Genomic DNA, 15065 nt, shown 5'->3' on the forward strand with positions numbered 1-15065 from the left:
ATGGATAAGACAGCCGAAGTTATAAGAATATTAAATGGTGCGGGTATCCATTTGTATGTTGCTGAAGGGAAATTAAAAGCAAAGGCAAAAAAGGGCAAGCTTAAACCTCAATTTGTTGAAATGATTAGAGAGCACAAAGTGTCTCTTCAGTCGTTTTTAGAGAATGATTCTCGAGGCGCTATAGAAATTGATGATCTAGCTAAGATTGTCCCAGTGGTTCGTAGTTCTGACTTACTTCCGGTATCCGATACTCAGCGACGTCTTTGGTTTTTAGATAGAATGGGTGATGGAGCAGAATACATAATGCCAGGTGCGCTGAAAGTATCTGGAAAGTTTGATGTTGATATAGCGGAACAGTCATTTCGTATCATTATAGATCGCCACGAATCTCTCCGGACAATATTCGTGGAAGTTGAGGGTGAACCGTATCAACAGGTGCTTAAAGACAATGATTTTTATATTAGAAGATTAGACTTTTCTGAGCTATCCGATGCAGAAAGAAGTCAGCAGATTAAAGACCTGATTGAGAGTGAGGGAGTAAGTCTGTTTGATCTCTCTCAAGACCTTATGTTGCGTGTTTCCTATGCAAAGGTATCCCCTATAGAAGGAGTTTTAACCTTTAGTATGCATCATATCGCTTCAGATGGCCATTCTACTGGGGTTTTGCTAAGAGAATTTGCTACGCTATATGAGAAACTCACTTCTAATAAGGGCTGGCTACTTCCTGATTTACCAGTACAATATGTGGACTATGCGATTTGGCAGCGTACATATTTAGAAAGTGAACGCGTTAAAACTCAGCTTAATTTTTGGGAGTCTAATTTACAAGAGCTTCCTGCAGTCCACACCCTACCGTTAGATAAACCCCGCTCAAAAAAATTTAATACCTGTGGATCCAGGTACGTGATTAACCTAGATCGCCAATTATCATTTGAGCTTAAAAAAATAGCTCGAGAAAATAATGTCACCCTATTTATGTTGCTGCATGCAGCATTTTCCGTGTTACTTGCCAAGTATTCCTCTTCGTCAGATATTGTAATAGGTACGCCTGTAGCTAATAGAGGCTCTAAAGAATTAGAAAACCTAATTGGTTTTTTTGCTAACACAATTATACTAAGAACTACTTGTACTTCTGAAGTTGCATTTAGCGAATACTTAAATGAAGTCAAGAAAGTTAACCTTGATGCTCTAAACAATCAAGAGGTACCATTTGATCAGTTGGTCGAGCGCTTATGCCCTGACAGAAATACTGGTTATATGCCGTTATTTCAAATCATGTTCTCAATGAATAATACTCAGCCTGAGACATTAAATTTGCCAGATGTTGAGTTGGAGTTTATAGAAAGCCAAACTGGTCATAGTAAGTTTGAATTGTTACTAAACGCTGTTGAAGTTGATGATAGTATTCGCTTGACATTTGAGTTCGATACAGAGCTGTTTTTGTTGGAGTCTGTTGTTCGAATGGCAGTTAATTTTCAGTGCTTGCTGAAAGACATAGTAGCTCGTGTTGATTGCCCTGTCGGACACTTAAATTATATTGATGATAACGAACTTAAACTTATTCATAAGTTGGATTCGGCTCCAGAGTTCAATTCTACTACTTTTAAAAGTATTTGCTCTCAGTTTGAGAGTCAGATCCAAAATAGGCCCAACCAAATAGCTGTATCTGATGGTAATGAATTTCTCACGTTCGCACAGCTGAATGAACATTCAAATCAGCTTGGTTGTTACCTTCGAGAGAATGGTGTTAAAGAAAATGTACTAGTAGGCCTGCTGCTTAACCGTTCGATCGATATTATAGTGGCCATATTTTCTATATGGAAGGCTGGGGGAGCCTACGTCCCATTAGATCCGTCTAGCTCTTCGTCACGTTTGGGCTTCCTTCTCAAGGACAGTGGTGTCGAGTTACTTATAACTCATAAATCTTTACAGAACCGGGTAAAAGGGGTGAGTAGTATTACTGTTGATGATGCCTTCTTTAAGGCTGAGTTAGCACAGCGTTCGACTGCGAACCTCACAATATATGATAGAGACTCCAGTAAGGATTTGGCATACGGGATTTACACCTCCGGTTCAACTGGACAACCCAAAGCGGCACTTATTCAGAATGAATCATTGACCAATCTGGCCAATAATATGCGAGATTGGGGGTTAATTAAAGAGGGGGACGTATGGGGTTGGGTTTCTTCTTATGCGTTTGATGCTTCGTTACAAAGTATTATTCAGCTGGCTGGTGGCGTGTCCCTTGTCATTGTTGGTGAGGACATAAAGCGAGAGGGAGCTAAACTCAGAAGGCTAATCTCTAAATTTAATATCCAGGTTATGGACTGCACTCCCTCTCTTCTTGAAAGTTGGTTTAGCCAAAATTTGGCTTCCTATCTTCCAAACTTAGTGATTGGTGGTGAAGATATATCTCAAGATTTATGGCATCGTCTGGTTAAATGGAAAACTCTGCATGAGCGTTCAGCTATAAATGTCTATGGACCTACGGAGTGCTGTGTAAACAGTACTTATAGTGTTATAGAAGGAGAATATCCAAATATAGGGATTCCCCTGAATAATGTAAGAGTAAAGGTCCTAGATGTACATAGATCTGAAGTTCCTTTAGGGGCGGTAGGGGAATTATACATTGGTGGGCATGGTCTGGCTAAGGAATATCTGAATCGGCAAGATCTCACCAGTCAAAGATTTGTGTCAATGATACCAAAAGGTGAGAGATACTACAGAACGGGTGATTTAGTGAGGCTTCGTCCATCAGGGGAGCTTATATATGTTGGTAGGATAGATGACCAAATCAAAATACGAGGTTATCGAGTTGAGTTGGGTGAAATAGAGTACCATCTTATTTCTCACGAGCATGTTGAAACGGCAGTTGTCATGTGTCGTGAATTAACTGAAGGACAGAAATATCTAATTGCATATATTGTGTTTCGTCACCCTGAATTGGTGGGTGACGAAGTGGAGGAGATAAAGAGTACACTTGCCAATAAACTCCCGTCATATATGCATCCTTCCTTTTATGTGAAGCTCGATAAAATACCTTTAACCAGCAATGGTAAAGTTAATAAAAAAGCGCTTCCAGAGCCTAGTCGTATTGAGTCACATAGCCGATATGTAAAGCCAGAGGGAAAAATTCAAAAAAGGCTTGTAAATATTTGGTCTGATCTATTGCAGTTGCCAAGAGACAAAATTGGAGCTAATTCAAATTTCTTTTCTCTTGGGGGGCATTCACTTCTATCTGTACGTCTGATTGCTGCTGTACGTGTTGAATTTGGCGTGGAATTGTCAGTTCGAGAAATATTTGAATGCCCAATATTGGCTGAATTTGCGCGACGTATTGATCAAACACAAGAATCTGCCCTACGGCCTCAGATAAGCCCGTCATGTGATATTGTCGGTCCCATACCTTTATCTTTTGCACAGCAACGCCTTTGGTTTATTGATCAACTTGAAGGTGGTAGTCCCCATTACAATATGTTTGGCGCTTTTTCGGTTACCGGGAGCTTTTCAGAAGAGGCAGCCGAAGAGGCATTTACTCGAATCATTTCCCGTCACCATTCCTTACGTACTGTATTCGTTGATGAAGGACAAGGTGTAGAACAGCGTATACAGGATTCCGGCACTTTTTCTCTAGTACGTTCAGACCTTAGTTATTTTTTTACAGATCAACGTTTTGAAAAAATCCAGCAGCAGCTTAGCAAAGAACAGAACAGAATTTTTGATTTGGCCCATGACTTAATGTTGCGTGCGGGCTACATACATACAGCTGAGGATGAAGGTGTTTTATATATTAATATGCACCATATCGCTGCTGATGGTTGGTCAATAGGGCTATTAGTAAAAGAGTTTGGAATACAGTACGAAGCTATTTTGGCAGGTATGAGTGATCAGTTGCCGCCGCTTCCTTTTCAGTATACAGATTATGCAAGTTGGCAGAGAAATTGGTTTAATAGCGAGGCTTTTACTTGCCAGTTGGAATATTGGGATGAGCAGCTTCGTGAACTACCCCTTGTTCATAATCTGCCATTGGATTACACGCGCCCACAAAAATTGAGTCAAAAAGGAAAGCGAGTTTGTTTAACTTTAGATAAACGTAACGGGGAGGCTCTAAAAGCGTTTGCTCTGGAAAGTGGGGTGACGTTATTTATGCTATTACATGGTGCTTTTGCCTTGCTATTATCTCGCCATAGCGGCGAAAGCGATATCGTAGTGGGTACACCTGTTGCCGGTCGTTTACAACAAGAACTGGAGGAAATGATAGGGTTCTTTGTTAACACTTTAGTGCTGAGACTCAACTGCAACCTAGAACAAACTCTATCTACCTATTTACAGCAGGTAAAGCAAGTCAATTTAGATGCCCAGGCAAATCAGGACGTTCCATTTGAGCACTTAGTTGAGAGGCTTAACCCCGAACGAAGTACCCAATATAGCCCGTTATTCCAAGTTTTGTTTACGATGGATAATAATGAGCGAACTAATTTGGAGTTGCCTCGTACTCGGCTATGCAGCTTTGAACAGGAGGATGTTCAGGCAAAATTTGAATTAACTCTAAGTGTGACCGACAAAGAATCAGGCCTGGGTTTTCAATTCGACTATAACAATGAGTTATTCGATGAGGGGCATATTCGTCAACTAGCAACACAATTGATGATAATGTTGAGAAATATTCCCTTACACGGAAATGATAAGCTTGAAAGAATACCTTTAGTTGAACCCTCCGCTCAAATGGGCCTTCGTGGCGAAGTAGTACCAGTTCCTAGTGGCCATATTCAACAACGTTTTGAAGAGAAAGCAGTATTACAACCTGATGTTGCGGCAATTGTTTGGCAGGGGCAAGCAATTAGCTATGGTGAGTTGAATCGACAAGCCAACAAGCTTGCCAATTTGTTGCGTAATAATGGGGTAGTACCGGAAAGCAAAGTTGGTTTGTGTTTACCGAGAACACCACGCTTAGTGATTGCCATATTGGCGGTGTTGAAGGCAGGAGGAGCATATGTTCCCCTTGATCCTGCATATCCCAAGACACGACTGAACTTTATGCTACAAGATAGTGGTGCTAGTCTGGTACTGGGAGAAACTGAAAGTCAGTCACTACTGAACAATATTTCAGTTGATGTGTTGTGGCTCGATCGCTGTTCTTGGCAGGAGCAGTCGCCTGAAGCACCTGCTGTAGAGCGAGATGGCCGTCAATTAGCATACTTAATTTATACGTCAGGGTCGACGGGCCGTCCAAAGGGCGTCTTAGTTGAGCACCTGAGTTTACTTAATCTCAACCATGTAGAAATCCAGGATTTTAAACTCGGCTGCGGTGATCGATTGCTACATTGTATATCGTTCAATTTTGACCCAGCCACTGGGCAGTTATTTGCAGGGCTAAATTCTGGGGCAACTATTTACTTGGTAGACCTTCAGTCTGATTTAACTACAATAATTAGAGATCAAAATATAACCCATGCAATTCTCCCTGCAGCCGTACTTGCTGCTGAGAGAGAGCAATTATTACCCTCTCTCAAGGTCATTGGCACGGGAGGAGAAACTTGCCCACTCAATGTTGCTAGGTACTGGTCTATAGGGCGTACATATTTCAACTTATATGGACCAACAGAGTGTACGATAACATCCCTGCGCGAATCTTATGTTGGTAGGGTTGACAGGGAGAGCATAGGGAGGCCAATAGCCAATTCCTATTGTTATATATTCGATGAGATCAAGCAGCCTGTTGCACCTGGCGCTATCGGAGAATTGTATATTGGTGGTGTGGGGCTGGCTAGAGGGTATTATAACAGACCGGATTTAGATTTTGATCGGTTTATACTTAACCCTAATAACGAGAGTGAGAGGCTTTATCGAACAGGAGACCTAGTTCGTGAACTTTCAGATGGTCGCCTGGAGTTTATCGGTCGAGCTGATGAACAAGTAAAGATACGTGGCTTTCGAATTGAACTTGGAGAAATTGAAGCCGCACTATTGGATCTAAATAGAATCAAATCCGTGGTAGTGTTAGTTCGGGATGATCTTCCAGGTCAGTTAGTTGCATATTTATGCCCCGTAGAGAATACAAATGATGAAGAATTAGTTACTTGGGTGCTGGAAGCGCTACAATCCAGGTTGCCGACGCATATGATACCTGCTGCTTTTTCTGTATTAGAGGAATTACCACTCACAGTTAACGGTAAGTTAGATAAAAGCGCTTTACCTAAACCTGCTTTACTAGGCTGCGTTAATTTCTTAGCTCCCGAAAATGAATTCCAGCGAATTCTTGCAGGTATTTGGGCCGACTTACTCGGGCTAGAATATGAGCGGATTAGCCTCAATGACAATTTTTTTGCCCTAGGCGGGCATTCACTATTAAGTGTACGCCTAGTTAACCTTATTGAAGATAAGCTTAATGTCCGTATAACTGTGCAGGATGTCTTTAGTGCAAGGACATTAAGGCAGCTCTCAGTGTTGGTTGCTACGTCCGGTGCCGGTTCGTCTGAGGTACGCTTGACTCCTCGAGATAGAAATATTGTTGAGCTACCACTTACATTTGCTCAGCAGCAGCTTTGGTTTTTAAATGAGTTATCTCCAGACTCGACTCAATATAACATGTTCCATGCCTTCAAGATCTCCGGCGATTTTGATGTGGTTGTTGCAAACAGAGCCATAAATAAGGTTATTAAAAGGCACGAAATCCTGAGAACGTGCTTTTATCAGAGGAAGCAAGGTCCGATACAAGTAGTACGAGAGGAATTTGATTTTTCTTTTCAAGTTACAAAACTAAATAGGCTTTCACCTGAAGAGCAAGATGCGGTAATTCTAGAAACTATTAAACTGGAATCTTCTTATAAATTTGATCTTCAGGAGGACTTACTGTTGCGAGGCTCTATATTGGAGTTTAGCAGCAGTTATAGAATTCTATTACTTACATTGCATCATATTGCCGCAGACGGGTGGTCAATGCGAGTTCTATTTGACGAGTTTTCGCATATATATACGTCATTAAAGGAAAATAGATCTTCAGAGTTAAAGGAGCTGGATGTTCAGTATGGGGATTACGCTATATGGCAACGTAGGTACATGGAAGGAGCTACTTTAGCTCAGAAGCTTAAATTTTGGGAAGAGAAGCTGGTCGATGCTCCACCGATACATAGTCTCCCTACAGATAGGATCCGGGTAAGCGGTGGTGAGAAAAGCACAGGCATTTTTTACAATGGAGTTAATTCTAAAATAACGACTTCATTAAAGCTTCTAGCGGAAAAGAATGAAGCAACATTGTTTATGTTATTGCAGGCTGGGCTTTCACTACATATTGGAAGATGTAGCAACGAATCTGACGTTGTAGTAGGTGCGCCATCGGTTAGTCGAAATAACCAGCTACTTGATTCTATGGTAGGGTTGTTTCTAAATACGCAGGTATTTAGAACACAGTTCTTAGATAATCCAAGTTTCAATGAACTAATAGCTCGTTGCCGTAACGAGCATCTTGAGGCGATTAGTTATGCAGATGTACCTCTTGAGCTTATCGTCGAACATTTAAGCCCTGATAGGAGCACGGAATTTACGCCGATATTTCAAATTCTCATCAATATGGATAATATTGGAGGAGAGACTGCCGGTATTCCTGGCTTGGAAATTGAAGCTTTGAAATCTGCCGGAGAGATAGAGCATAAGTATGATTTAACTTTATATATCAACGAAAATATTGAAAACAACAGTTTAAGTTTTAGGTGGGTCTATGATGCAAACTTATTTGATGAAGCTACGATAAAAACGATAGCGAATGAGTTTGAATTTCTTTTATCATACGTTGTGGGCAACCCAGAAGCGGCAGTATTTTCTATTCCATGGAAGAATGGCCATGGTTGGTCTGGGGCAGCGCTACCGAGAACTGATGAGAAGTTCGAAAGTATAATTGATGTATTCGAAGAAAATGCAGAGATTTACGCGAACAAACCGGCCATTATTATGGAAAATATGGCTATTTCATACGGCGATCTGAATCAAAAAGCTAATCAGTTAGCCAATTATCTTTTTAAGCAGTTTGATATTCGATCGACTCATAAGGTTGCTATCGCAACCTCAAGAAGTATTGATCGTGTTGTCTCGATTTGGGCAATTTTAAAGCTCGGAGCGGCCTATGTGCCTCTGACGTCTGAGCTACCTGCTAATCGTTTGTCCTATATTCTTGAGGATTGCAGAGCTAAGGTGATCCTTACTGATCTGGAATCAATTCAGTGGGTTCAAGATCTTGCACCTAATATTGAGTTGATTACTCTAGATCATCCGTCAACTGTCACGGAGTACTTGTCCTTTAGTTCTGATAAGCCTGTTTGTTCGGAGATAAGAAGGGGTACTGTCGCGCACCTTATCTATACTTCCGGCTCAACTGGGCGTCCGAAGGGAGTGTTGGGTACTCATGGAGCCACACAAAATCGTATTGCTTGGATGTTAAATGACTTCCCGTTTGGTGAAGAGGAAATAGCGTGTCATATTACTTCGATGGCGTTTGTAAGAGCTGTTTGGGAACTATTCGTACCTATGTGTGCCGGTGTCCCTTTAGTTCTCTTCAAGCGAGATACGATTAAAAATACTCCGGAATTTATCCTTCAACTACAAAGAACGAAAGTAAGCCGGATTGTCACTGCTCCCTCTTTATTGCGCGCAATGTGTAGGGCAAAAGAATCATTTTCCGCGGAGTTGACAAGCCTGAAATATTGGTTTGTTAGCGGCGAAGCTTTTTCTATAGATTTATCCAAACGATCAATTAGCCTTTTCAAAGGCGTTAAATTCTTCAACTTATATGGTTCGACTGAGGTATTGTCGGATGTCCTTTATTCCTCTGTAACTGGCGAGGAGTCTGGAATCTCTGTTCCTTTAGGTCGACCGATACAGGGCGTAAATTTTGATATTGTCGATCGTAGTGGAAACTCGGTTCCCGGTGGTATGGTTGGCGAGCTTTTAATTTCTGGGGCTAGTGTCAATAGTGGATATAATAACCAAATATCATTGACAAATTCTGTTTTCGGGGAGAGTTCTCAAGGTCGAACTTATCGGACAGGAGACCTAGTTCGCCTTCTCAGCAGTGGGCAGGTGATTTACGTAGGGCGCTCGGACCACCAAATAAAAATTCGCGGATATCGAATAGAGCTTGGTGATGTCGAGTCCACAATGAGTACTCTGTCTGATGTCAAGGACGCAGCAGTGAAAGTATGGGGTGGTGGGGATGATAAATATTTGGCAGGTTATGTTGTTCTGAGCTCTGATATTTCGGTCTCGGTTAATTTTGTTAAAGATGATATTCGCAGGAGACTCGGAGAACTGCTTCCTGGCTATATGGTACCTACGCGACTAGCCATACTCGATGTAATGCCGATCACACCTAACGGTAAAATAGACAGAAAAGCTCTTACGGAGCCAAATGATCTAGGAGAGGAATATTTAGCCCCGAAAACGGAAATAGAGAGATTTCTAGCTACTATTTGGTCTACCTTACTCAAAGTGGATGTTGAAAATATAGGGCAGAACGCAAATTTCTTTTCGCTAGGGGGACACTCATTGCTATCAGTTCAGCTAGTGGCAGAGGTGTCTGATAAGTTTAATGTTAAGTTATCTGTCCGTGAAGTATTTGAGGCTCCTGAGTTACATTTATTGGCGAGTATAATAGAAAACTCAGAAAATAATTGTGTTGATTCAAAGATTGAGCCAGTCGATAGAGATGCGAAACATTTTGATCTCTCTCTTCCACAACAAAGATTGTGGTTTATTGATCAACTGGAAGGAGGTGGCAGTCAATATAATATACCTCTGGCGATAAAAATTTCCGGACAATTTAATATCAATTTTGCAGAGGTCGCGTTTGCAGCTCTAATTTCCAGGCATGAAATATTAAGAGTTAATTATATTGATGATGGTGATGGAGCTAAACAGGTAATTTCTGAATATAGTCCCTTTTTTCTCAAGTATATAAATTTGGGGAATGAATCAAGGTGGAAGATTGAGGAGAAAATAGACGCTACAATTAAGAGTGAAATATCCAGGGTTTTTGATTTGACAGCTGACTTGATGCTGAGGGCAACTTTTATTAAGTCACCGATGGATTATGGAGTGCTAATCATCAATGTTCATCATATTGCTGCTGATGGACGATCTATGAGGATACTCGCCCAAGAATTTCTTGATATATATCAGGCCCTAGGTAGGGGAGAGGCCCCTAGAAAGGTGGATCTCCCACTTCAATATATAGATTATGCTGTTTGGCAAAAACAGATGTTGCTTGGCGATAAGCTTTCAGATTTGAGAAATTTTTGGAAGACCCAATTGCTTGGGATACCTCAAGTGCATAATTTGTCACTGGATTTTGTTCGTCCTATTACGCAAAGGTATTCCGGCAAGACTATACATAGACTCCTAGATAACAAGTTATTGGCTAATTTGAAGGGCGCTGCGGAGAAATACAATATAACGCTCTTTATGTTGCTTCACGGTTCATTCGCCTATTTACTGTCAAGATTAAGTAATGATCACGATATAGTACTGGGAACTCCTGTTGCAAATAGATCGCAAAAGGAGATTGAGTCGGTTGTAGGATTCTTTGTGAATACTTTGGTTTTACGATTGGATTGTGATGGTAGTCAATCGTTACATGAGTATTTTTCCCAAGTAAAAAAAGTTAATCTGGATGCTCTTTCTCATCAAGAGCTTACTTTTGAACAGTTGGTAGACCTACTGAAACCTGAACGTAGCACCGCTTACTCACCACTTTTCCAGATTATGCTTTCAATGGATACTAATAGTCCAGTTGAGGCTGAGCTGGAGGATATTAGTGTTGAGTTTTATGAATTTGATCGTTCAGTAGCAAAATATGACCTAACGTTAAATGTTTCAGAATTGCGAGATGGGCTTCAATTAAGCTTTGAATACAATACAGACTTATTTGTTGAGTCTCGAATTCAAAGAATGGCTGAGCAACTGGAACAATTGTTACAGAATATCTCAAGCTGTGCTGAAGGAAAATTAGGAGAGCTGTCCTGCATTTCTTCTAGTGATTTAAATAGAATCAACGAGGAGAGTGTTGGGCCTGGTGTGAGTGAGCGCGATCATGCAATTTTAGATCTATTTACGCTGCAATCTTCACGTTTCCCGAGGCAGCATGCGGTAACTTTTTCGGAGGAGAGCTTAGATTATGGTGAGTTATATCGGCGCTCAAATAGATTGGCAGATGATTTGATCAGGTCCGGTATTTCTGAAGGATCCTTTGTAGCAATTTGCATGAATCAATCGATTGAGATGATTGTTGCTGTACTGGCTGTTCTCAGGTCCGGAGCTGCGTACGTACCCCTTGACCCGAATTATCCGCTCGAGCGTTTAGAGTTTATGCTCAAAGATTCTAGAGCAGGGGCTATACTCACTCAGAGTCATTTAGTGGGTAGGTTTGATTTTGATGTTGATAATCAGTTTGTCTTAGATCTATATGACTGGGTAGGTGAAGGGCAAGCTGACTTTATAGCTCCAAAACGTAGCCGTAAGAGTCCTGTGTACGCAATCTATACTTCTGGCACCACAGGAATACCAAAAGGTGTCGTCGTTAATTATGGTGCTTTGAGCGACCATATACTCGCTGTAACTAAAGTTCTATCTATATCAGATAAGGATAGAGTGTTACAGTTTGCGTCATTTAGTTTTGATACCTTTGGGGAGCAAGTGTTTGCTGCTTTAACAGTTGGTGCGAGAGTATACTTGCGGGAAAAGGACTTATGGAGTGGTATTGAGTTTTCAAAATTTGTAGATGCAAATAAAATCACGATTACGGATCTATCGCCTAACTACCTTTCCCAATTATTATCAGATGACACGGTCAATTCTAGATTTTGGAATAAATCAACCCTAAGCAGAGTCGTTGTTGGAGGTGAGGCTCCTACAATTGGTCTGGTAAGGCGTTGGCGAGAGCTAAATATTGACAAAACATGTAAGCTGTATAATGCCTATGGGCCAACAGAAGCTGTAATAACAACTACTATTGCGGATATTACAGAAGCACAATTATACCTTCCTCTTGGAAGTGCTGTAGGGAATAGGAAGCTATATGTACTGGACGAGCATAAAAATCTTCTTCCATGGGGGGCTGTAGGAGAATTATATATCGGAGGTGGAATACTGGCAGAGCGTTATTTAAATAACGACGGAATAACATCGGATTGTTTTTCCAGTGATCCATTTTCTGACTTACCTAAAGCTCGGCTTTATAAAACTGGCGATTTAGTTCGTTACCTGGAAAATGGTGATTTAGTATTCCATGGACGTGCTGATGACCAAGTGAAATTGAGAGGATTTAGAATAGAGCTTGGAGAGATCGAGCAAAAGCTCTCTGAGCATCGCATTGTATCAGCATCTGTTATTGACGTGAGAGAATGCCCGGATGGTAGGAAACAGCTGATAGCTTGGGTGGAGTCAACTGGGTTTAAGGTTGAGGGAGATTTTTCAGTACCTGAATGTCTAAGGCGCTTCCTGAAGGAGCGCCTTCCGGATTATATGGTTCCTTCAATGATCATTGAAGTTGATGAGTTCAATGTTCTCCCTAATGGAAAAATTGATCGTAAAGCGCTGCGCATCCCAGAGGACTCTTTTAGTCTTGTTGATATAACTGAACCTAAAGACCTTATTGAAACTAATCTTCGAGCTATTTGGGCGCAAGTTCTTGGTGTTCCGATTTCAAGGGTTGATACGACGAAGAGTTTTTTTGAGATTGGTGGCGACTCAATTCTTTCTTTACAGTTGGTTTCCAGTGCCGCTAAGGAAGGTTACCAAATTAGTGTCAAGCAAATATTTGAGTATCAAACTATTTCGGCACTTGCACCGAATGTTAAAAATTTAAATAAAATTGAGGTCTCTCAGGAACCCGTCTCGGGAACACTTAACTTGATCCCTATACAGAGTGAATTTTTTCAAGATGATACGGATCTGCATCACTATAATCAGTCAATAGTTTTGAAGACCCCGCCCGGTTTTAACGTCGAAAAGTTGAAGTCTATTTTGAGAGTTGTCTTTAGTAAGCATGACTCCTTCAGGCTAACTTTTGAATACAGAGATACAAGCTGGATAGGTAAGTATCAATTCGAAATTGAAGATCTGGTATCTACTAGTGTCGAAAGTTATTTTTTTGAAGATGATTCATTTTCGGGTTTTTCAGATATTGCGGAACAGGCGCAGAGAAGCTTATCGATTTTAGATGGTCCGTTGATAAAAGCTATTTTTATTGAGAATCTAAGTGGTGAGGGTCGATTATTATTGATTGTTCATCATCTAATAATTGATGGTGTTTCTTGGAGGATCCTATTGCAGGATATTGAGCAGCTTTGGACTCAGTTAGTAAATAAACAGCCGCTTTCCGCGGGATTCAAGACTAGTTCTTTTAAAGATTGGGCTCTTTACTTACTGCAAATTTCTCGCTCTCCAAATTTCATTGATGAAATTGAATACTGGTCTAATCTCGATATGCTTGATGTTGATTCGCATGATGACATTATGACTCTTTCAGAATTTTCTAATGTAGGTTTTGAGTTGTCAATAAGCGAGTCTCAGGATATTTTGCTGAAGGCTGGTGAAGTCTACTCATCTCAAATCAATGAACTATTGTTAACCGTATTATCAATTTCGATTAAACAATGGAATGGTGAAGATACCGTTCGCTTTGATGTTGAGAGTCACGGTAGAGATGGCTTGGATTCAGGTCTCGATTTAAGTCAAACCATTGGTTGGTTTACATCTATTTACCCTATAGCGCTGGAAGTGGCAAGTGATAACCTACTCAAGCAGCTTCAGGCTGTTAAGGTTCAACTTAATGAAGTTCCTTCACAGGGTATAGGTTATGGTATTTACAGGTATATGCTGGGGCACTCACTTATAGAAACCTATTCAAAACCGGAAATCTTATTTAATTATCTGGGCCAGTTTGACCAATCTACCAAGCAGAATAATCATTTTTCTGTCGCTAGGGAGTCAACTGGTTCAAACGTTAGCCCAAGAAGGCGGCCTTCCCATCGGATCACTTTGACTTTGATTGCAACAGGAGGAAAGTTACGTTGTAACCTCCAGTACAGCTCTTCTCAATATACGGAGAGTGAGGCTCAGAAGTTGGTCGATTTGTACAGGAATGGTTTGAGGGCTCTTGCTTCAAGCGTTACCTCTGTTGGTCCAGGTCCTAATGTTAATCCTGCTAGTAAATTATCAGAGTTGATAGTTTCTAACTTGGCTGATTCATGTCTTATTAAATTAAAGCACGGAGCTAGTAATAGTCAGATCTTCTGCTTTCATCCTTTGGGAGGAAATGTGGGTTGCTATACGAGGTTGGCAAATAGTATGAATTTTGCTGGCACTGTCTATGGCGTTCAGTCTCCTGCACTTACGGAAGAATATCGTTTTAGTTCATTGGAGGAATTGGCGAGATTTTATATGCGGGCTCTAATTAACCAACATTCTGGGGGGGGCTTCCACTTAGTAGGATGGTCGCTGGGTGGGTCCCTTGCTTACGAGGTTGCCGTTCAATTAAAGAATGCGGGGTACAAAGTTGGTTATGTTGGTTTATTTGATGAAAGGCCAATTGAAAATCTAAATAAATCTGTATTTTCCTGGTTTGATCGAATTAAAGGTTTGTTTGAAGATCAATTTGACTGGGAAAAAATTTCTACTCTTGATGTTGATCAGGGTGTGGATAGGTTGGTTAATGATGCTTTTTCTACTGGTTTCGTTCCTCAGGAGCTGGATAGGTCTATAGTGTATCGATATTTTAATTATCTTGTTGATATAGGGTTTGCCCTATCGGTATATCGTCCAGCTGTTGCAGGAATAGATTTAGAGTTGTACCGAGTTCCAGGTAGCGACGCTGAGCTGAGTGATTATGGGTGGAGCCATTATGCGAAAGGGGAAATTATTCAAATAGAGGTTGAGGGCGATCATACAAACCTTGTCAGAGACCCTTATGTTCGGGGTTTATCTGAGGTATTTGATCGGCGGTTGAGTGAAAAGCTCTAAATCGCCCCCCTCCTCTTTGTATGGCAAGTTTCACTTGTTTCTATACAGGGAGTACT

General features: G+C 40.9%; 1 protein-coding gene. It reads left to right on the top strand.

Features of this window, described 5'->3' with window-relative positions; genetic code table 11:
* Window positions 1-15009 (top strand): non-ribosomal peptide synthetase, encoded by a 15009-nt coding sequence (locus ACXAFI_RS05885; protein WP_475108044.1) that lies wholly within the window; start codon window positions 1-3, stop codon window positions 15007-15009.
* The last annotated feature ends 56 nt before the right edge of the window (window positions 15010-15065 follow it).

The sequence above is a fragment of the Microbulbifer sp. ABH2_005 genome, assembly GCF_056160005.1.

Bases quoted from the DNA above. Each gene is read 5' to 3' on its own strand.
- ACXAFI_RS05885 (WP_475108044.1), top strand. From the start codon at position 1: ATGGATAAGACAGCCGAAGTTATAAGAATATTAAATGGTGCGGGTATC.